Origin of the sequence: Streptosporangium carneum (assembly GCF_027922005.1) — a bacterium.
Classification (GTDB): Bacteria; Actinomycetota; Actinomycetes; order Streptosporangiales; family Streptosporangiaceae; genus Streptosporangium; species Streptosporangium carneum.
Genome location: NZ_BSEV01000013.1, coordinates 1,384 through 20,423 on the forward strand (window position 1 = coordinate 1,384; position 19,040 = coordinate 20,423).

The following is a 19,040-nucleotide window of genomic DNA, read 5'->3' on the forward strand; positions in this document are numbered from 1 at the left end:
AGCGCCAGTCGGTGCCGCTGCTCAAGAGCGAGTCGCCGCTGGTCGGCACCGGCATGGAGTACCGCGCCGCGACCGACGCCGGTGACGTCATCACCGCCGACAAGGCCGGTGTGGTCGAGGAGGTCTCGGCCGACTACGTCACCGTGATGAACGACGACGGCACCCGCACCACCTACCGGGTGGCGAAGTTCAAGCGCTCCAACCAGGGCACCTGCTTCAACCAGAAGCCGATCGTGGCCGAGGGCGACCGCATCGAGGTCAACCAGGTGGTCGCCGACGGGCCGTGCACCGACAACGGTGAGATGGCGCTGGGCAAGAACCTGCTGGTGGCGTTCATGCCGTGGGAGGGCCACAACTACGAAGACGCGATCATCCTGTCCCAGCGGCTGGTGCAGGACGACGTGCTGTCCTCGATCCACATCGAGGAGCACGAGGTCGACGCCCGTGACACCAAGCTGGGCCCCGAGGAGATCACCCGGGACATCCCGAACGTGTCGGAGGAGGTGCTGGCCGATCTCGACGAGCGCGGCATCATCCGCATCGGCGCCGAGGTGGTGCCCGGCGACATCCTGGTCGGCAAGGTCACCCCGAAGGGCGAGACCGAGCTGACGCCGGAGGAGCGGCTGCTGCGTGCGATCTTCGGGGAGAAGGCCCGTGAGGTGCGCGACACCTCGCTGAAGGTGCCGCACGGCGAGCAGGGCAAGGTCATCGGGGTGCGGGTGTTCTCCCGCGAGGAGGGTGACGAGCTGCCGCCGGGGGTCAACGAGCTGGTGCGCGTGTACGTGGCGCAGAAGCGTAAGATCACCGACGGTGACAAGCTGGCCGGCCGGCACGGCAACAAGGGCGTCATCTCCAAGATCCTGCCGGTGGAGGACATGCCGTTCCTGGAGGACGGCACGCCGGTCGACATCATCCTCAACCCGCTGGGGGTGCCGGGCCGGATGAACGTCGGTCAGGTGCTGGAGACCCATCTGGGCTGGATCGCCGCCCGGGGCTGGGACATCTCCGGCATCGAGGAGGCCTGGGCCGAGCGGCTGCGTGACAAGGGCTTCGCCGAGGTCGACCCGCGCACCAACATGGCCACGCCGGTGTTCGACGGCGCCAACGAGGAAGAGATCATCGGGCTGCTCGACAACACGGTCCCCAACCGTGACGGGGATCGGCTGGTGCAGCGCAGCGGCAAGGCCCGCCTCTTCGACGGGCGCTCCGGTGAGCCGTTCCCGCACCCGATCTCGGTCGGCTACATCTACATCCTGAAGCTGCTCCACCTGGTCGACGACAAGATCCACGCTCGTTCGACCGGCCCGTACTCCATGATCACCCAGCAGCCGCTCGGCGGTAAGGCCCAGTTCGGCGGCCAGCGCTTCGGTGAGATGGAGGTGTGGGCGCTGGAGGCCTACGGCGCCGCCTACGCCCTCCAGGAGCTGCTGACGATCAAGTCCGACGACGTGCTGGGCCGGGTGAAGGTCTACGAGGCGATCGTCAAGGGCGAGAACATCCCCGAGCCGGGCATTCCCGAGTCCTTCAAGGTGCTCATCAAGGAAATGCAGTCGCTGTGCCTGAACGTCGAGGTGCTCTCCAGCGACGGCATGTCCATCGAGATGCGCGACACCGACGAGGACGTCTTCCGCGCCGCGGAGGAGCTCGGCATCGACCTGTCCCGGCGCGAGCCGAGCAGCGTCGAAGAGGTCTGATCTAGAAGCTGAGGAGGGGAATAACAAGTGCTGGACGTCAACTTCTTCGACGAGCTTCGGATCGGCCTCGCGACGGCTGACGACATCCGCCAGTGGTCGCACGGTGAGGTCAAGAAGCCCGAGACCATCAACTACCGGACCCTCAAGCCCGAGAAGGACGGACTCTTCTGCGAGAAGATCTTCGGTCCGACCCGGGACTGGGAGTGCTACTGCGGCAAGTACAAGCGCGTCCGCTTCAAGGGCATCATCTGTGAGCGCTGTGGCGTCGAGGTGACCCGCGCCAAGGTGCGTCGTGAGCGGATGGGCCACATCGAGCTGGCCGCGCCCGTCACGCACATCTGGTACTTCAAGGGCGTCCCGTCCCGTCTGGGATACCTGCTCGACCTGGCCCCGAAGGACCTCGAGAAGGTCATCTACTTCGCGGCCTACATGATCACGCACGTCGACAAGGAAATGCGCGAGCGTGACCTGCCGTCGCTCGAGGCGAAGATCTCGGTCGAGCGCCAGCACGTCGAGCAGCGCCGCGACGCCGACATCGAGGCCAGGCAGAAGAAGCTCGAGACCGACCTGGCCGAGCTCGAGGCCGCGGGCGCCAAGGGCGACCAGCGCCGCAAGGTCCGGGAGGGCGCCGAGCGCGAGATGCGTCAGCTCCGCGACCGGGCCCAGCGTGAGCTGGACCGCCTCGACGAGGTCTGGAGCCGCTTCAAGAACCTCAAGGTCCAGGACCTCGAGGGCGACGAGCTGCTCTACCGCGAGATGCGCGACCGCTTCGGCCGCTACTTCCGCGGCGGCATGGGCGCCCAGGCCATCCAGGAGCGTCTGACCAACTTCGACCTCGACCTCGAGGCCGAGAACCTCCGCGAGACGATCCGCAGCGGCAAGGGCCAGAAGAAGGCCCGCGCGCTCAAGCGTCTCAAGGTCGTCTCCGCGTTCCTGAACACCCGCAACTCGCCCAACGGCATGGTGCTGGACTGCATCCCGGTCATCCCGCCGGACCTGCGCCCCATGGTGCAGCTCGACGGTGGCCGGTTCGCGACCTCCGACCTGAACGACCTGTACCGCCGGGTGATCAACCGGAACAACCGCCTCAAGCGTCTTCTCGACCTCGGCGCGCCCGAGATCATCGTGAACAACGAGAAGCGGATGCTCCAGGAGGCCGTCGACGCCCTGTTCGACAACGGCCGCCGCGGCCGTCCGGTCACGGGCCCCGGCAACCGTCCCCTGAAGTCCCTCAGCGACATGCTGAAGGGCAAGCAGGGCCGGTTCCGCCAGAACCTCCTGGGCAAGCGAGTCGACTACTCCGGCCGTTCGGTCATCGTCGTCGGCCCGCAGCTGAAGCTGCACCAGTGCGGTCTGCCCAAGCAGATGGCGCTGGAGCTGTTCAAGCCGTTCGTGATGAAGCGCCTGGTCGACCTGAACCACGCGCAGAACATCAAGTCGGCCAAGCGGATGGTCGAGCGCGCGCGCCCGGTCGTGTGGGACGTCCTCGAAGAGGTCATCACCGAGCACCCCGTGCTGCTCAACCGCGCGCCGACGCTGCACCGCCTGGGCATCCAGGCCTTCGAGCCGCAGCTGGTCGAGGGCAAGGCCATCCAGATCCACCCGCTCGTCTGCACCGCGTTCAACGCGGACTTCGACGGTGACCAGATGGCCGTGCACCTGCCGCTGTCGGCGGAGGCGCAGGCCGAGGCCCGCATCCTGATGCTGTCGACCAACAACATCCTGAAGCCGGCCGACGGCAAGCCGGTGACCATGCCCACCCAGGACATGATCATCGGTCTGTACTCCCTGACCACCCTCAAGGACGACGACGAGAACGCCCCGGGTCAGGGCAGGGTCTTCGGCTCGGTCTCCGAGGCGCTCATGGCCTACGACCGGCGCGAGCTGGACATCCAGGCCAAGATCCAGATCCGGATGAAGGGCGACGTCCCGCCGCCTCGCGGCTGGGAGGGTCCCGAGGGCTGGGAGCAGGGCGACAGCTACCGGCTGGAGACCACGCTCGGCCGCTGCCTGTTCAATCAGACGCTGCCGGCGAACTACCCGTACGTGAACTCGCAGGTCGGCAAGAAGCAGCTGTCGGCCATCGTCAACGAGCTCGCCGAGAAGTACCCCAAGGTCGAGGTCGCGGCCGCGCTCGACGCCCTCAAGGACGCCGGCTTCTACTGGGCGACCAGGGCCGGTGTGACGATCTCCATCGAGGACGTCATCTCGCCGCCGAACAAGGCCACGATCATGGAGACGTACGAGCGCAGGGCCGACAAGGTCCAGCGCGAGTACGAGCGCGGTCTCATCACCGACGAGGAGCGCCGTCAGGAGCTCATCGAGATCTGGACGCACGCGACCAGTGACGTGACCGACGACATGCAGAAGGCGTTCCCGAAGACCAACCCGGTCTGGATGATGGTCCAGTCGGGCGCCCGAGGAAACCTGATGCAGGTCCGTCAGATCTCCGGCATCCGCGGTCTGGTGTCCAACACCAAGGGTGAGACGATCCCGCGTCCGATCAAGGCCTCGTTCCGCGAGGGCCTGTCGGTGCTGGAGTACTTCATCTCCACCCACGGACAGCGGAAGGGTCTGGCCGACACCGCGCTGCGGACCGCCGACTCGGGTTACCTGACCCGTCGTCTGGTGGACGTCGCGCAGGACGTCATCGTCCGCGAGATCGACTGCGGCACCGACCGCGCGGTCCCGCTGCACGTCGGCGAGCGCGACGCCCAGGGCAACCTGGTCAAGGCGGAGAACGCCGAGAGCAACGTGCACGGCCGCATCCTGGCCGAGGACGTCGAGGTGGACGGCAAGGTCATCGCGAGCTCGGGTGTCGACATCAGCGACATCCACGTCACCGCGCTGGTCGAGGCCGGGATCGAGACCGTCAGGACCCGCAGCGCCCTTGTCTGCGAGGCCAAGATCGGTGTCTGCGCCACCTGCTACGGCCGTTCGCTGGCGACCGGCAAGCTCGTGGACGTCGGCGAGGCGGTCGGCATCATCGCCGCCCAGTCGATCGGCGAGCCCGGCACCCAGCTGACGATGCGCACCTTCCACACCGGTGGTGTGGCGGGCGCGGACATCACCCACGGTCTGCCCCGTGTCCAGGAGCTCTTCGAGGCGCGCGTCCCCAAGGGCGTCGCCCCGATCAGCGAGGCCGAGGGCCGGGTGCGCATCGACGAGACCGACAAGACCCGGAAGATCGTGATCGTTCCGGACGACGGTTCCGAGGAGATCGCCTACCCGGTGTCCATGCGCTCGCGCATGCTGGTCTCCGATGGGCAGCGCGTCACGGTCGGCCAGCAGCTGATCGCCGGCGCCGTCAACCCCAACGAGGTGCTGCGCATCCTCGGCCCCAGGGCCGTGCAGCTGCACCTGGTGGCCGAGGTCCAGCAGGTCTACCGCTCGCAGGGTGTGTCGATCCACGACAAGCACATTGAGATCATCGTCAGGCAGATGCTCAAGCGCGTGAACGTGCTGGAGTCCGGCGACGCCGACATGCTGCCCGGTGAGCTCGTCGAGCGGCCGCGCTTCGAGCGGATCAACCGCGAGTGCGTGGCCGAGGGCGGCACCCCGGCCTCCGGTCGTCCGGTGCTGATGGGCATCACCAAGGCGTCGCTCGCCACCGAGTCCTGGCTGTCGGCGGCGTCCTTCCAGGAGACGACGCGAGTCCTCACCGACGCGGCGATCCACGCCAAGTCGGACTCGCTGCTCGGCCTCAAGGAGAACGTCATCATCGGAAAGCTCATCCCGGCCGGTACCGGCATGCCGCAGTACCGCAACATCCGGGTCGAGCCGACCGAGGAGGCGAAGGCCGCGATGTACACCGTCGGCGGTTACGACGGCTCCGCGGCCGACTACACCTTCGGCTCGGGCTCCGGCGAGGCCGTGCCGCTGGAGGAGTACGACTTCGGCCAGTACAACCGGTAGACGCCCGGCGAAGGTCGGCTGAACGACGAAGCCGGCCGGACAGGCACGACGACGGCGCCCGGTCTCCCGCGAGGGGGACCGGGCGCCGCCGTGTTCGGAGTTCTTTCCGCCGATCTTTCTTGACCGGAACGTTGCGGGGAAAGCCGCACGTCTATGCCGGGAACGGCCTGAGAAGTCCCTGAAGACGGGTAAACTCGTGCTGGACCCAACAGCGGTCGGCTGGAAATCGGCCGCGGAGTCGCGACACGAACACGGGCGCTCGCAACGGCGGCCCGAGAGCGCAACCGTTTTGACGTGTTGCGTTGGACTGGGTAATCTTTCCGTTCGTGCCCGTGGCTTCATGGGCTCTCATGCGTGCGTGCCGACAGGTTTCCCATCGGGGAGTTGGCAGGGGCGCCGCATGGCTTCCTCCACCGGAGCGGCCTGGCGGGGAGAGTGGCGCGACAAGTGCGCGACACGCCCGAGCGCGTGGGTCGGAGTGGATGGAAAAACCGCAGGTCATGACACCGGCAGCGCCTGCAAAAGCAACAAAATTTCGAATTACCGGCAAAGCACGAACGGAGACGCGGTGCCTACGATTCAGCAGCTGGTCCGCAAGGGCCGCCAGGACAAGGTCACCAAGACCAAGACCCCGGCGCTCAAGGCCAGCCCCCAGCGACGCGGCACCTGCATGCGCGTTTACACCACGACGCCCAAGAAGCCGAACTCCGCCCTCCGCAAGGTCGCGCGTGTCCGGCTCACCAACGGCATCGAGGTCACGGCCTACATCCCCGGTGTCGGCCACAACCTCCAGGAGCACTCCATCGTGCTCGTCCGCGGTGGTCGTGTGAAGGACCTGCCGGGTGTTCGCTACAAGATCATCCGTGGCTCGCTGGACACCCAGGGTGTCCGCAACCGCAAGCAGGCCCGTAGCCGTTACGGCGCGAAGAAGGAGAAGTAAGAATGCCTCGCAAGGGTTCTCCTGGCCGTCGTCAGCTCATGGCTGACCCGGTCCACAACTCGCCCCTGGTCACCGCGCTCATCAACAAGGTGCTCCTGGACGGCAAGCGCTCCATCGCCCAGTCCATCGTGTACGGCGCGCTCGAGGGCGCCAGGGAGAAGACCGGCAACGACCCGGTCGTCACCCTGAAGCGGGCCCTGGACAACGTCAAGCCGACCCTTGAGGTCCGCAGCCGCCGTGTCGGTGGCGCGACCTACCAGGTCCCGGTCGAGGTGCGCGCCGCGCGCAGCACCACCCTGGCCCTGCGTTGGCTGGTGCAGTACTCCCGCGCCCGCCGCGAGAAGACCATGACCGAGCGCCTCATGAACGAGCTGCTCGACGCCAGCAACGGCCTCGGCGCCAGCGTCAAGAAGCGCGAGGACACCCACAAGATGGCCGAGTCCAACAAGGCCTTCGCCCACTACCGCTGGTAACAGCGGGTTCGACGAGACGACGAGGACGCGAGAGAAGTGGCCACCACGACCGCTCTTGACCTGGCCAAGGTCCGAAACATCGGCATCATGGCCCACATCGACGCGGGCAAGACCACGACGACCGAGCGCATCCTGTTCTACACCGGTATCAACTACAAGATCGGTGAAGTCCACGAGGGCGCAGCCACGATGGACTGGATGGAGCAGGAGCAGGAGCGTGGTATCACCATCACCTCCGCTGCTACGACCTGCGAGTGGCTCGGCCACACGATCAACATCATCGACACCCCGGGTCACGTGGACTTCACGATCGAGGTGGAGCGCTCGCTCCGCGTCCTCGACGGTGCCGTCGCCGTGTTCGACGGCGTCGCCGGTGTGGAGCCCCAGTCCGAGACGGTGTGGCGTCAGGCCGACCGTTACGGCGTGCCCCGCATCTGCTTCGTCAACAAGATGGACCGTGTCGGCGCGGAGTTCCACCGCTGCGTCGACATGATGGTCAGCCGCCTGCACGCGACCCCCGCGGTCGTTCAGCTTCCCTGGGGCGTCGAGGCCGACTTCAAGGGCGTCATCGACCTGGTGAAGATGAAGGGCCTGCTCTGGAGCGCCGAGGCGGCCAAGGGCGAGATGTACGAGACCGTGGACATCCCGGCCGAGCACGCCGAGGCTGCCCGCGAGTGGCGTGACAAGCTCGTCGAGACCGTCGCGGAGAACGACGACGAGCTGATGGAGCTCTTCCTCGAGGGCGTCGAGCCCACCGAGGAGCAGCTGGTCGCGGCCATCCGCCGCGCGACGCTGGCCAGCGCCATCAACCCGGTCCTGACCGGCACCGCGTTCAAGAACAAGGGCGTTCAGCCCCTGCTCGACGCGATCGTGGCCTACCTCCCCGCCCCGACCGACATCCCGGCCTTCAAGGGTCACGCGGTCAACAACGAGGACGAGGTCATCGAGCGTCACGCGGACGTCAGCGAGCCGTTCGCCGCGCTGGCCTTCAAGATCATGAGCGACCAGCACCTGGGCCGTCTCACCTACATCCGCATCTACTCGGGCACGCTCGAGACCGGCACCGCCGTGGTCAACTCGGTGAAGGGCCGCAAGGAGCGGATCGGCAAGATCTACCAGATGCACGCCAACAAGCGCGAGGAGCGCTCGTCGGCGCACGCCGGTCAGATCGTCGCCGTCATGGGTCTGAAGGACACCACGACCGGTGACACGCTGGCCGACCCGTCCTCCCCGGTGGTCCTGGAGTCGATGAACTTCCCGGCGCCGGTCATCAACGTCGCGATCGAGCCCAAGACCAAGGGCGACCAGGAGAAGCTGGGCACCGCGATCCAGCGTCTGGCCGAGGAGGACCCGTCCTTCCAGGTCCGTCGTGACGAGGAGACCGGGCAGACGGTCATCTGGGGTATGGGCGAGCTCCACCTGGAGATCCTCGTCGACCGGATGCGCCGCGAGTTCAAGGTCGAGGCCAACGTCGGCCGCCCGCAGGTGGCCTACCGCGAGACCATCCGCCGCAAGGTGGAGAAGGTCGACTACGTCCACAAGAAGCAGACCGGTGGATCGGGTCAGTTCGCGAAGGTCATCATCGACATCGAGCCGCTGGGCGAAGGCAACGACGGCTACGAGTTCGAGAACAAGGTCTCCGGTGGCCGCATCCCGAGGGAGTACATCCCCTCGGTCGACGCCGGTGCCCAGGAGGCCGCGGAGTTCGGCGTTCTCGCCGGTTACCCCATGGTCGGGGTCAAGGTCACCCTGCAGGACGGCGCCTACCACGAGGTGGACTCGTCCGAAATGGCCTTCAAGATCGCTGGCTCGATGGCCTTCAAGGAGGCCGCGCGCAAGGCGGACGCCGTAATCCTGGAGCCGATGATGGCCGTCGAGGTCACCACGCCCGAGGACTACATGGGTGATGTCATCGGTGACCTCAACGGTCGCCGCGGGCAGATCCAGTCAATGGACGAGCGCGGTGGAAACCGCGTCGTCAACGCGCTCGTGCCGCTGTCTGAGATGTTCGGCTACGTGGGTGACCTCCGTAGCAAGACGCAGGGACGCGCGAGCTACAGCATGCAGTTCGACTCCTATGCGGAAGTGCCTCAGCACATCGCCAAGGAGATCGTCGCGAAGGTGCGGGGCGAGTAAGTCCGGCATCCGTTTCGGTGCGGGCGGCGAGGACATCGCCGCCCCGTCACCGAGGGGGTGCGGGGCGAGTGAGCCCGCTGTCCCTACCAGGGAGGACGGCGTCGTCGACGCCGTCCCCTCGTCGGAAGGGCGCGGGCGAAGCTGCTCACCGGCCGGTCCTCACGGGGGCCGCCCCCAAGCCCGAGTGAAAAGACGCAAGTCAAGTCAGAATCTCTAAGGAGACAGAGCAGTGGCCAAGGCCAAGTTCGAGCGGACCAAGCCGCACGTAAACATCGGCACCATTGGGCACATCGACCACGGCAAGACCACTCTGACCGCGGCGATCACCAAGGTGCTCCACGAGCGTTACCCGAACCTCAACGAGGCGACCCCGTTCGACAAGATCGACAAGGCGCCCGAGGAGAAGGCTCGTGGTATCACGATCTCCATCGCGCACGTCGAGTACCAGACCGAGCAGCGCCACTACGCCCACGTGGACTGCCCCGGTCACGCCGACTACGTGAAGAACATGATCACCGGTGCGGCTCAGATGGACGGCGCGATCCTCGTGGTCGCCGCCACCGACGGTCCGATGCCGCAGACCAAGGAGCACGTCCTCCTGGCCCGTCAGGTCGGCGTCCCCTACATCGTGGTCGCCCTGAACAAGGCCGACATGGTGGACGACGAGGAGATCCTGGAGCTCGTCGAGCTCGAGGTCCGTGAGCTTCTCTCGGCCCAGGAGTTCCCCGGCGACGACCTGCCGGTCGTTCGCGTCTCGGCGCTGAAGGCGCTCGAGGGCGACGAGAAGTGGGGCGACAGCATCATCGAGCTCATGACCGCGGTGGACGAGAACGTCCCGCAGCCGGCTCGTGAGACCGACAAGCCGTTCCTCATGCCGATCGAGGACGTCTTCTCGATCACCGGTCGTGGCACCGTCGTCACCGGCCGTATCGAGCGCGGTGTCGTCAAGGTCAACGAGACCGTCGACATCATCGGCATCAAGGACACCAAGACCACCACCACGGTCACCGGTGTCGAGATGTTCCGCAAGCTCCTCGACGAGGGCCAGGCCGGTGACAACGTCGGTCTGCTCCTGCGCGGCATCAAGCGTGAGGACGTCGAGCGCGGCCAGTGCATCATCAAGCCGGGCACGACCACCCCGCACACCGAGTTCGAGGCCCAGGTCTACATCCTGAGCAAGGACGAGGGCGGCCGCCACACGCCGTTCTTCAACAACTACCGCCCGCAGTTCTACTTCCGTACGACTGACGTGACCGGTGTTGTGAACCTGCCCGAGGGCACCGAGATGGTCATGCCCGGTGACAACACCGAGATGTCCGTCCAGCTCATCCAGCCCATCGCGATGGAGGACGGTCTCAAGTTCGCCATCCGCGAGGGTGGCCGCACCGTCGGTGCGGGTCGCGTTACCAAGATCATCAAGTAGTACGATCGCGGAGTGGCGGTCGGCCCTCGTCGCAGGGCCGACCGCCGCGCCACGAGGGGGCCGTGCCGTACGGCGCGTCTCCCAGCCCACGAACCGTGATCTCGCAGTTGGTTCGGCCGCACAGTGACCGAACTAACTGCCAGATCACGGAAGAAAGCGCAGATCGACAGCGTCTGCTCCGTGGGACACATATAGCGGCACCCTGCCGCACGTAACTTTTTCAGACGACAGCGAAGGACACCGAGGCCATTATGGCGGGACAGAAGATCCGCATCCGGCTCAAGGCCTATGACCACGAGGTCATCGACAGCTCGGCCAAGAAGATCGTTGAGACGGTCACGCGGACTGGTGCTAAGGTCGCGGGCCCGGTGCCGCTGCCGACCGAGAAGAACGTGTACTGCGTCATCCGCTCGCCGCACAAGTACAAGGACAGCCGCGAGCACTTTGAGATGCGCACGCACAAGCGGCTGATTGACATCATCGACCCGACGCCGAAGACGGTCGACTCGCTCATGCGACTCGACCTCCCCGCCGGCGTTGACATCTCGATCAAGCTCTGAGGGAACGCACTGACATGGCTAAGCAGATCAAGGGCGTCCTGGGCAAGAAGCTCGGCATGACCCAGGTCTTCGACGCGGACAACCGGATGGTCCCGGTGACCGTCGTCGAGGCTGGTCCGTGCGTCGTGACCCGCGTCCGCACTCCCGAGAAGGACGGCTACTCCGCCGTACAGCTCGGCTTCGGGCAGGTCGACCCGCGGAAGGTCAACAAGCCGCTCGGCGACTACCTGCGCAAGCACGACATCACTCCGCGCCGTTACTTCACGGAGATCCGTACCGACGACGCGAGCGACTACACCCTCGGCCAGGAAGTCCTGGCCGACACCTTCGAGGCCGGCCAGTTCGTCGACGTGACGGGCAAGAGCAAGGGCAAGGGCTTCGCCGGTGTCATGAAGCGTCACGGCTTCAAGGGTCTGGGCGCCTCGCACGGTACCCAGCGCAAGCACCGTTCGCCGGGTTCCATCGGTGGCTGCGCCACCCCGGGCCGCGTTTTCAAGGGCCTGCGCATGGCTGGTCGGATGGGTAACGTCCGTACCACCATCCAGAGCCTCAAGGTCCACGCCGTGGACGCCGAGAAGGGCCTCATCCTGATCAAGGGTGCGATCCCCGGCGCCAACGGCAGCCTGGTTCTCGTCCGCACCGCTGCCAAGAAGGGGGCTGCCAAGTGAGCACCATTGACGTCCTCGACGTGAGCGGCGCGAAGACCGGCACGGTCGACCTGCCCGGCGACATCTTCGGCGCCAAGGTCAACATCCCGCTGATCCACCAGGTCGTCGTGGCCCAGCTCGCCGCTCGTCGGCAGGGCACCCACAAGGCCAAGACCCGCGGTGAGATCAGCGGCGGCGGCAAGAAGCCGTACCGCCAGAAGGGCACCGGCCGGGCCCGCCAGGGTTCGACCCGCGCTCCGCAGTTCACCGGCGGTGGCACCGTCCACGGCCCGGTCCCGCGGGACTACAGCCAGAAGACGCCCAAGAAGATGAAGGCCGCCGCCCTGCGCGGCGCCCTGTCCGACAGGGCGAACGGCGGCCGCGTCCACGTGGTCAGCGGCCTGGTCACGGGGGAGACCCCCAGGACCAAGGCGGCTCTGGAGTCGCTGCGCAAGGTCACGCAGGCCCGCAGCGTCCTGGTCGTCGTCGACGAGGGTGACGAGCTCACCTGGATGAGCCTGCGCAACGCTCCCGAGGTCCACCTGCTGGACTCCGGGCAGCTGAACACCTACGACGTGCTCTGCTACGACGACGTCGTCTTCACTCAGGAGGCGTACGACCAGGTCGTCGCGCGTCTGAGCAAGAGCGGGAAGGAAGACGCCTGATGGAGAAGATCGCCGACCCGCGCGACATCATCATCAAGCCGGTTGTCTCCGAGAAGAGCTACGGCCTGATCGACGAGCACAACAAGTACACGTTCCTGGTGCGGAAGAACGCCAACAAGACGCAGGTCAAGATCGCGATTGAGCAGATCTTCGGCGTCAAGGTGGTCAGCGTCAACACCGTCAACCGCCAGGGCAAGCGCAAGCGGACCAAGTTCGGTTACGGCCAGCGCCCCAGCACCAAGCGCGCGATCGTGAGCCTGGTCGAGGGTGACCGTATCGACATCTTCGGCCAGGTTGGCTGACCCGCTCGCTGAAGTAAGTAACAGGGAGAACGCCCCCCGTCGTCAGACGGGGGGCATTCGACCGGATTAACCGACGAAGGATGAACGAAAAAGATGGGCATCCGTAAACTCAAGCCGACGACCCCGGGTCGCCGCGGCGCCAGCGTCTCGGACTTTGCCGAGATCACGCGCAGCACGCCCGAGAAGTCGCTGCTTGCCCCCTTGCACAGCAAGGGAGGGCGCAACGTCCACGGCCGGGTCACCACCCGCCACCAGGGCGGTGGCCACAAGCGCGCCTACCGGATCATCGACTTCCGGCGCCACGACAAGGACGGGATCCCGGCCAAGGTCGCTCACATCGAGTACGACCCCAACCGCACCTCCCGCATCGCTCTGCTGCACTACGCCGACGGGGAGAAGCGCTACATCCTCTGCCCGACCGGCCTCAAGCAGGGCGACAAGATCGAGAACGGCCCCACGGCCGACATCAAGCCGGGTAACTGCCTCCCGCTGCGCAACATCCCGACCGGTACCTTCATCCACGCGGTGGAGCTCCGTCCGGGTGGCGGCGCCAAGCTGGGCCGGTCCGCCGGTGCGCAGATCCAGCTGCTCGCCAAGGAGGGCCAGTACGCCACGCTGCGTATGCCCTCCGGCGAAATGCGCCAGGTCGACGTCCGCTGCCGGGCCTCCATCGGCCAGGTCGGCAACGCCGAGCAGGCCAACATCAACTGGGGTAAGGCCGGCCGTATGCGGTGGAAGGGCAAGCGCCCCACCGTCCGCGGTGTCGCGATGAACCCGGTCGACCACCCGCACGGTGGTGGTGAGGGTAAGACCTCCGGTGGTCGTCACCCCGTCAACCCCAAGGGCAAGCCCGAGGGTCGTACTCGTGCGGCGAACAAGGCCAGCGACCGGCTGATCATCCGTCGTCGGACCAAGCGGAAGAAGCGGTAGGAGCAGCCAAAATGCCACGTAGCCTTAAGAAGGGTCCCTTCGTGGACGACCACCTTCAGAAGAAGGTGGATGTCCAGAACGAGAAGGGCACCAAGAACGTCATCAAGACGTGGTCGCGGCGCTCCATGATCGTTCCCGACATGCTCGGTCACACGATCGCCGTTCACGACGGCCGCAAGCACGTCCCGGTGTTCGTCACCGAGTCGATGATCGGCCACAAGCTCGGTGAGTTCGCGCCCACGCGGACGTTCCGCAGCCACGTCAAGGAAGACCGCCGCAGCCGGCGGTAAGCGCCTTAGGGCGGGGAAGTCGAGCCGGAGACGGCCGGAAACGGTCGCACGGCGAGACGGGCCCGCTCGACACGAAGCAGAAGGTAAGAGGAGTAAGCGATGGAAGCCAGGGCTCAGGTGCGGTTCGCGCGCCACACGCCCATGAAGGCCCGCCGCGTGGTGGACCTCATTCGCGGGCTGCCCGCTTCGGAGGCGCAGGCCGTGCTGCAGTTCGCTCCCCAGTCGGCGAGCGAGACCGTGTACAAGGTGCTGTCCAGCGCCATTGCCAACGCGGAGCACAACTTCAAACTCGACCGCGACACGCTCTTCGTGAGCCGTGCGTGGGTCGACGAGGGCCCGACGCTGAAGCGGTTCCGTCCCCGCGCTCAGGGTCGCGCCTATCGGATCAACAAGCGGACGAGCCACATCACCGTGATCGTGGAGTCCCGCGAGCCGAAGGGGAGGACCCGCTAGTGGGTCAGAAGGTTAACCCGCACGGGTTCCGCCTCGGCATCACGACCGACTTCAAGAGCCGGTGGTACGCCGACAAGCTCTACAAGTCGTACGTCGCCGAGGACGTCGCCATCCGCCGCATGCTCAAGAAGGGCATGGAGCGGGCCGGCATCTCCAAGGTGGAGATCGAGCGGACCACCGACCGGGTTCAGGTCGACATCCACACCGCCCGTCCCGGCATCGTCATCGGCCGCCGCGGCGCCGAGGCCGACCGGATCCGCGGTGACCTCGAGAAGCTGACCAAGAAGCAGGTCCAGCTGAACATCCTCGAGGTCAAGAACCCCGAGATCGACGCTCAGCTCGTCGCCCAGGGCGTCGCCGAGCAGCTGTCCAGCCGTGTGTCGTTCCGTCGCGCCATGCGCAAGGCGATGCAGTCGGCCATGAAGAGCGGCGCCAAGGGCATCCGGGTGCAGTGCTCCGGCCGTCTGGGCGGCGCCGAGATGTCCCGCTCGGAGTTCTACCGCGAGGGCCGCGTGCCCCTGCACACGCTCCGTGCGGACATCGACTACGGCCTCTACGAGGCCCGCACCACCTTCGGCCGCATCGGCGTGAAGGTGTGGATCTACAAGGGTGAGGCCCCGACCAGCCGCGCCGAGCGTGAGGCGGCTGCCGCCGGTGCTCGCGCGGGCCAGCGTCGGGACCGCGACGACCGTCGTGGCGGCGCCGGCGGCGACCGTCCGCGTCGCGGTGGCGGCGCCGGTGGCGACCGTCCGCGTCGTGGCGGCGCAGGCCGTGGCGACCGCGCCCCCAGGAACGAGGCGGCCTCCCAGGCTGCCCCCGAGACCGGCCCGGCTGCGCAGCCGGGTGCTGAAGGGAGCTGACCATGCTGATCCCGCGCAGGGTCAAGCACCGCAAGCAGCACCGGCCCGACCGTCACGGCGCCGCCAAGGGTGGCACCAGGGTCGTGTTCGGAGAGTTCGGCATTCAGGCGCTTGAGCACTCCTACGTGACCAACCGCCAGATCGAGTCGGCTCGTATCGCGATGACCCGCCACATCAAGCGTGGTGGAAAGGTCTGGATCAACATCTACCCGGACCGTCCCCTCACCAAGAAGCCGGCCGAGACCCGCATGGGTTCCGGTAAGGGTTCGCCGGAGTGGTGGATCGCGAACGTCAAGCCCGGTCGCATCATGTTCGAGCTCTCGGGTGTCGCGGAGCCGGTGGCCCGCGAAGCCCTGCGTCGTGCGATGCACAAGCTCCCGATGAAGTGCCGGTTCGTTAAGCGTGAAGTGGGTGAGGCGTGATGGCTAAGGGCCTGACCGCCGGTGAGCTGCGGGTGGAGGACCAGGACACCCTGGTCCAGAAGCTGAAGGAAGCCAAGGAGGAGCTGTTCAACCTCCGCTTCCAGGCCGCGACCGGCCAGTTGGAGAGCCACGGGCGGCTGCGCGCCGTCCGCCGCGAGATCGCCCGTATCTACACCGTGATGCGCGAGCGGGAGCTCGGCATTGTGACGGTTGAGAAGGAGTCGATCGATGGCTGAGACAGCTGAGAGCACGAACAAGGCGCGTAACTACCGCAAGACCCGCGAGGGTCTGGTGGTCAGCGACAAGATGGACAAGACTGTCGTCGTCGCTGTCGAGGACCGCGTCAAGCACCCCCTGTACGGCAAGGTCATCCGTCGGACGACCAAGTACAAGGCGCACGACGAGGCCAACTCGTGCGGCGTCGGCGACCGCGTTCTCCTGATGGAGACCCGGCCGCTGTCGGCCAGCAAGCGCTGGCGGGTCGTCGAGATCCTCGAGCGGGCCAAGTAAGAAACGCGCCTCGTGGGGGGTGACCTGGTCGCCCCCCATGACGGTGTCCAAGGGGGCGGAGTTGATCTCCGCCCCGCCTGCGGCGGCGGTGGTGCGGAAAAGAGGGCCACGTCGGGCGCGGTGGGAGGGCGAGAGCCACGCCACCGGAGCGCGACGGGGAGGACTCGTCCGGACAGGGCTGTCGCCGGAGGAAAAAGACCACATCAGGTTCCGCAAGGCTTACCCGGGAGTCACGGGTGAGAACCGGCGAGACAAACAGGAGTTCAAGTGATTCAGCAGGAGTCGCGACTCAAGGTCGCCGACAACACGGGTGCGAAGGAAGTCCTTTGCATTCGTGTGCTCGGTGGCTCGGGTCGGCGCTACGCGGGAATCGGCGACATCATCGTCGCCACGGTCAAGGACGCCATTCCTGGCGGCACCGTGAAGAAGGGCGACGTCGTCAAGGCGGTCATCGTCCGCACTGTCAAGGAGCGCCGCAGGCCCGACGGCTCCTACATCCGCTTCGACGAGAACGCCGCCGTCATCATCAAGGACAGCGGTGACCCTCGTGGTACGCGTATCTTCGGTCCCGTCGGACGCGAGCTGCGTGACAAGAAGTTCATGCGCATCATCTCGCTCGCGCCGGAGGTGTTGTAATGCCGAAGCTGCATGTCAAGAAGGGCGACCTGGTCCTCGTCATCGCCGGCAAGGACAAGGGCGCCAAGGGTCGTGTGATCGCCGCTCTCCCGCGTGAGGACCGCGTGCTGGTCGAGGGCGTCAACATGATCAAGAAGCACTCCAAGGAGACCCACCAGGGCCCGCGCGGCGCCAAGACCGGCGGTGTGCAGACCATGGAGGCTCCCATCCACGTGAGCAACGTCAAGAAGCTCAAGGATGACGAGAAGCCTGCCAAGAAGGAGTCGGCGAAGGCCGCCTCTGACGAGTCGGGTGAGGACAACTGATGACCGCCAACACCACCGAGGCCGTCGAGACGCGGTCGCTTCCGCGCCTCAAGCAGCGCTACCGCGAAGAGATCGCCGCGAAGCTGCAGGAGCAGTTCGGTTTCGAGAACGTCATGCTGATCCCCACGATCACCAAGATCAAGGTGAACATGGGCGTCGGCGAGGCCGCGCGCGACTCGAAGCTCATCGACGGCGCCGTCCGTGACCTCACCGTGATCACCGGCCAGAAGCCGGCGGTCGTCCGGGCCCGCAAGTCCATCGCCCAGTTCAAGCTGCGTGAGGGCATGCCGATCGGCGCCCACGTCACGCTGCGCGGCGACCGCATGTGGGAGTTCCTCGACCGGCTGCTCTCGCTGGCGCTGCCCCGCATCCGTGACTTCCGCGGCCTGTCGCCCAAGCAGTTCGACGGCAACGGCAACTACACCTTCGGTCTCACCGAGCAGGTCATGTTCCACGAGATCGACCAGGACAAGGTCGACCGCCAGCGTGGCATGGACATCACGGTCGTGACCACCGCTAAGACCGACGACCAGGGCCGGGCGCTGCTCAAGCTTCTCGGCTTCCCCTTCAAGGAGGCCTGATCATGGCGAAGACGTCGCTCAAGGTCAAGGCTGCTCGTAAGGCCAAGTTCGAGGTCCGGGCGTACACTCGGTGCTCGCGCTGTGGTCGTCCCCGCGCCGTCTACAGGAAGTTCGGCCTGTGCCGCATCTGCTTCCGTGAGATGGCGCACCGGGGCGAGCTGCCCGGCATCACCAAGTCGAGCTGGTAGTTCCCCGCGCGGTTCGGTGGACACCTCGTGATCACCGGACCGCGCGGCGCCAGCCGCACACAGATAGTCGTATTCACCGGGCGCTGCCTCAGGCGCCCATGACCACACCGAAGGTCCCTTGTGGAAACCGCGGTGAGGAAGGCCACCGGCCATGACGATGACCGACCCGATCGCAGACATGCTCACGCGTCTGCGAAACGCGAACTCGGCGTACCACGACACCGTGGCCATGCCGTACTCGAAGATCAAGGCGCACATCGCCGAGATCCTCCAGCAGGAGGGTTACATTCAGGCCTGGAGCGTCGAGGACGCCAAGGTCGGAAAGAACCTCGTGGTGGAGCTCAAGTTCGGGCCGAGCCGTGAGCGTTCGCTGGCGGGCCTGCGCCGGGTTTCCAAGCCCGGTCTGCGGGTTTACGCGAAGAAGGACAACCTGCCCCGGGTCCTGGGCGGACTGGGCGTCGCGATCATCTCGACGTCCGGCGGCCTCATGACCGACAAGCAGGCCGGCAAGCGTGGAGTGGGCGGGGAAGTCCTCGCCTTCGTTTGGTAGAAGGGAGAAATCACAGCATGTCACGAATCGGACGGCTGCCCATCCCTGTACCGAACGGCGTGGACGTCGCCATCGACGGCCGGGATGTCACGGTCAAGGGCCCCAAGGGCACGCTCTCACACACGATCGCTGAGCCGATCGACGTCGCCAAGGGCGAGGACGGTGCCGTCACCGTCTCGCGTCCCAACGACGAGAACAAGGTCCGTGCGCTGCACGGGCTGTCCCGCACGCTGATCGCCAACATGGTGACCGGTGTGACCCAGGGCTACTCCAAGACCCTGGAGATCGTGGGCGTCGGTTACCGCGTTCAGGCCAAGAGCCCGACTCAGCTCGAGTTCGCTCTCGGCTTCAGCCACCCGGTGATCGTCAACGCCCCCGAGGGTGTCACCTTCCGCGTCGAGAAGCCGACCCTGTTCCACGTGGACGGCATCGACAAGCAGAAGGTCGGCGAGATCGCCGCGAACATCCGTAAGTTGCGCAAGCCCGACCCGTACAAGGGCAAGGGCGTGCGTTACCAGGGCGAGGTTATCCGCCGCAAGGTCGGAAAGGCTGGTAAGTAG

The 19,040-nt window shown here is 66.4% G+C and carries 23 protein-coding genes; all 23 read left to right on the top strand.

Features of this window, described 5'->3' with window-relative positions; translation table 11 throughout:
- Window positions 1–1,694, top strand: a 1,694-nt coding sequence (rpoB, locus tag PKF00_RS25335) for a DNA-directed RNA polymerase subunit beta (protein WP_271220137.1), incomplete at its 5' end; no start/stop codon positions are given.
- 27 nt (window positions 1,695–1,721) lie between these two features.
- Window positions 1,722–5,609: a DNA-directed RNA polymerase subunit beta' gene (locus PKF00_RS25340; RefSeq protein ID WP_271220138.1), complete on the top strand. Its 3,888-nt coding sequence runs from the start codon at window positions 1,722–1,724 to the stop codon at window positions 5,607–5,609.
- A 568-nt stretch (window positions 5,610–6,177) separates the two neighbouring features.
- Entirely contained in the window at window positions 6,178–6,549 is a 372-nt protein-coding gene (gene rpsL / locus PKF00_RS25345) for a 30S ribosomal protein S12 (protein ID WP_012887826.1), read from the top strand.
- 2 nt (window positions 6,550–6,551) lie between these two features.
- A complete protein-coding gene (gene rpsG / locus PKF00_RS25350) occupies window positions 6,552–7,022 on the top strand; it encodes a 30S ribosomal protein S7 (RefSeq protein ID WP_179819699.1) in 471 nt (156 codons plus the stop codon).
- Between the two features lie 87 nt (window positions 7,023–7,109).
- Complete coding sequence (fusA, locus tag PKF00_RS25355) at window positions 7,110–9,158, top strand: elongation factor G (RefSeq protein ID WP_425582354.1); 2,049 nt, start codon at window positions 7,110–7,112, stop codon at window positions 9,156–9,158.
- Window positions 9,159–9,387: 229 nt separating this feature from the next.
- Window positions 9,388–10,581, top strand: a complete 1,194-nt coding sequence (gene tuf, locus PKF00_RS25360; protein WP_271220140.1) for an elongation factor Tu — start codon at window positions 9,388–9,390, stop codon at window positions 10,579–10,581.
- Between the two features lie 251 nt (window positions 10,582–10,832).
- Window positions 10,833–11,141: a 30S ribosomal protein S10 gene (gene rpsJ, locus PKF00_RS25365; protein WP_012887830.1), complete on the top strand. Its 309-nt coding sequence runs from the start codon at window positions 10,833–10,835 to the stop codon at window positions 11,139–11,141.
- A 14-nt stretch (window positions 11,142–11,155) separates the two neighbouring features.
- Complete coding sequence (gene rplC / locus PKF00_RS25370) at window positions 11,156–11,809, top strand: 50S ribosomal protein L3 (protein WP_271220141.1); 654 nt, start codon at window positions 11,156–11,158, stop codon at window positions 11,807–11,809.
- The gene (gene rplD / locus PKF00_RS25375) at window positions 11,806–12,453 is read left to right on the top strand and encodes a 50S ribosomal protein L4 (protein WP_271220142.1); all 648 of its coding nucleotides are present in this window, start codon (window positions 11,806–11,808) and stop codon (window positions 12,451–12,453) included. Before rplC ends, rplD begins: the two co-directional genes overlap by 4 nt.
- A complete protein-coding gene (gene rplW / locus PKF00_RS25380; protein WP_271220143.1) occupies window positions 12,453–12,755 on the top strand; it encodes a 50S ribosomal protein L23 in 303 nt (100 codons plus the stop codon). Before rplD ends, rplW begins: the two co-directional genes overlap by 1 nt.
- A gap of 93 nt (window positions 12,756–12,848) precedes the next feature.
- Window positions 12,849–13,685, top strand: coding sequence for a 50S ribosomal protein L2 (rplB, locus tag PKF00_RS25385; RefSeq protein ID WP_271220144.1), 837 nt, complete (start codon window positions 12,849–12,851; stop codon window positions 13,683–13,685).
- An 11-nt stretch (window positions 13,686–13,696) separates the two neighbouring features.
- A complete protein-coding gene (gene rpsS / locus PKF00_RS25390; RefSeq protein WP_012887835.1) occupies window positions 13,697–13,975 on the top strand; it encodes a 30S ribosomal protein S19 in 279 nt (92 codons plus the stop codon).
- 99 nt (window positions 13,976–14,074) lie between these two features.
- The gene (gene rplV / locus PKF00_RS25395) at window positions 14,075–14,428 is read left to right on the top strand and encodes a 50S ribosomal protein L22 (protein WP_012887836.1); all 354 of its coding nucleotides are present in this window, start codon (window positions 14,075–14,077) and stop codon (window positions 14,426–14,428) included.
- On the top strand, window positions 14,428–15,288 hold the full coding sequence (gene rpsC / locus PKF00_RS25400; protein WP_271220145.1) for a 30S ribosomal protein S3: 861 nt from the start codon (window positions 14,428–14,430) through the stop codon (window positions 15,286–15,288). Before rplV ends, rpsC begins: the two co-directional genes overlap by 1 nt.
- A gap of 2 nt (window positions 15,289–15,290) precedes the next feature.
- Window positions 15,291–15,710, top strand: a complete 420-nt coding sequence (gene rplP, locus PKF00_RS25405; RefSeq protein ID WP_184538242.1) for a 50S ribosomal protein L16 — start codon at window positions 15,291–15,293, stop codon at window positions 15,708–15,710.
- Window positions 15,710–15,946, top strand: a complete 237-nt coding sequence (gene rpmC / locus PKF00_RS25410; RefSeq protein WP_012887839.1) for a 50S ribosomal protein L29 — start codon at window positions 15,710–15,712, stop codon at window positions 15,944–15,946. The genes rplP and rpmC overlap by 1 nt, the downstream gene beginning before the upstream one ends.
- Window positions 15,939–16,220, top strand: a complete 282-nt coding sequence (rpsQ, locus tag PKF00_RS25415; protein ID WP_271220146.1) for a 30S ribosomal protein S17 — start codon at window positions 15,939–15,941, stop codon at window positions 16,218–16,220. The genes rpmC and rpsQ overlap by 8 nt, the downstream gene beginning before the upstream one ends.
- Window positions 16,221–16,487: 267 nt before the next feature.
- Complete coding sequence (gene rplN, locus PKF00_RS25420) at window positions 16,488–16,856, top strand: 50S ribosomal protein L14 (protein ID WP_012887841.1); 369 nt, start codon at window positions 16,488–16,490, stop codon at window positions 16,854–16,856.
- Between the two features lie 8 nt (window positions 16,857–16,864).
- A complete protein-coding gene (gene rplX, locus PKF00_RS25425; RefSeq protein ID WP_271220331.1) occupies window positions 16,865–17,161 on the top strand; it encodes a 50S ribosomal protein L24 in 297 nt (98 codons plus the stop codon).
- Complete coding sequence (gene rplE, locus PKF00_RS25430; RefSeq protein WP_271220147.1) at window positions 17,161–17,742, top strand: 50S ribosomal protein L5; 582 nt, start codon at window positions 17,161–17,163, stop codon at window positions 17,740–17,742. The genes rplX and rplE overlap by 1 nt, the downstream gene beginning before the upstream one ends.
- 2 nt (window positions 17,743–17,744) lie before the next feature.
- Window positions 17,745–17,930, top strand: coding sequence for a type Z 30S ribosomal protein S14 (locus PKF00_RS25435; RefSeq protein WP_012887844.1), 186 nt, complete (start codon window positions 17,745–17,747; stop codon window positions 17,928–17,930).
- Between the two features lie 151 nt (window positions 17,931–18,081).
- Window positions 18,082–18,480 (top strand): 30S ribosomal protein S8, encoded by a 399-nt coding sequence (gene rpsH, locus PKF00_RS25440; protein ID WP_012887845.1) that lies wholly within the window; start codon window positions 18,082–18,084, stop codon window positions 18,478–18,480.
- Between the two features lie 17 nt (window positions 18,481–18,497).
- Window positions 18,498–19,040, top strand: coding sequence for a 50S ribosomal protein L6 (rplF, locus tag PKF00_RS25445; protein ID WP_271220148.1), 543 nt, complete (start codon window positions 18,498–18,500; stop codon window positions 19,038–19,040).

What these genes read in the sequence shown, in the direction of transcription:
- rpsS (WP_012887835.1), top strand. Translation starts at nt 13,697, where the DNA reads ATGCCACGTAGCCTTAAGAAGGGTCCCTTCGTGGACGACCACCTTCAG.
- fusA (WP_425582354.1), top strand. Translation starts at nt 7,110, where the DNA reads ATGGCCCACATCGACGCGGGCAAGACCACGACGACCGAGCGCATCCTG.
- rpmC (WP_012887839.1), top strand. Translation starts at nt 15,710, where the DNA reads ATGGCTAAGGGCCTGACCGCCGGTGAGCTGCGGGTGGAGGACCAGGAC.
- rplV (WP_012887836.1), top strand. Translation starts at nt 14,075, where the DNA reads ATGGAAGCCAGGGCTCAGGTGCGGTTCGCGCGCCACACGCCCATGAAG.
- rpsQ (WP_271220146.1), top strand. Translation starts at nt 15,939, where the DNA reads ATGGCTGAGACAGCTGAGAGCACGAACAAGGCGCGTAACTACCGCAAG.
- rplP (WP_184538242.1), top strand. Translation starts at nt 15,291, where the DNA reads ATGCTGATCCCGCGCAGGGTCAAGCACCGCAAGCAGCACCGGCCCGAC.
- PKF00_RS25435 (WP_012887844.1), top strand. Translation starts at nt 17,745, where the DNA reads ATGGCGAAGACGTCGCTCAAGGTCAAGGCTGCTCGTAAGGCCAAGTTC.
- rplC (WP_271220141.1), top strand. Translation starts at nt 11,156, where the DNA reads ATGGCTAAGCAGATCAAGGGCGTCCTGGGCAAGAAGCTCGGCATGACC.
- rpsG (WP_179819699.1), top strand. Translation starts at nt 6,552, where the DNA reads ATGCCTCGCAAGGGTTCTCCTGGCCGTCGTCAGCTCATGGCTGACCCG.
- rplB (WP_271220144.1), top strand. Translation starts at nt 12,849, where the DNA reads ATGGGCATCCGTAAACTCAAGCCGACGACCCCGGGTCGCCGCGGCGCC.
- rpsJ (WP_012887830.1), top strand. Translation starts at nt 10,833, where the DNA reads ATGGCGGGACAGAAGATCCGCATCCGGCTCAAGGCCTATGACCACGAG.
- rplF (WP_271220148.1), top strand. Translation starts at nt 18,498, where the DNA reads ATGTCACGAATCGGACGGCTGCCCATCCCTGTACCGAACGGCGTGGAC.
- rplW (WP_271220143.1), top strand. Translation starts at nt 12,453, where the DNA reads ATGGAGAAGATCGCCGACCCGCGCGACATCATCATCAAGCCGGTTGTC.
- rpsH (WP_012887845.1), top strand. Translation starts at nt 18,082, where the DNA reads ATGACGATGACCGACCCGATCGCAGACATGCTCACGCGTCTGCGAAAC.
- rplE (WP_271220147.1), top strand. Translation starts at nt 17,161, where the DNA reads ATGACCGCCAACACCACCGAGGCCGTCGAGACGCGGTCGCTTCCGCGC.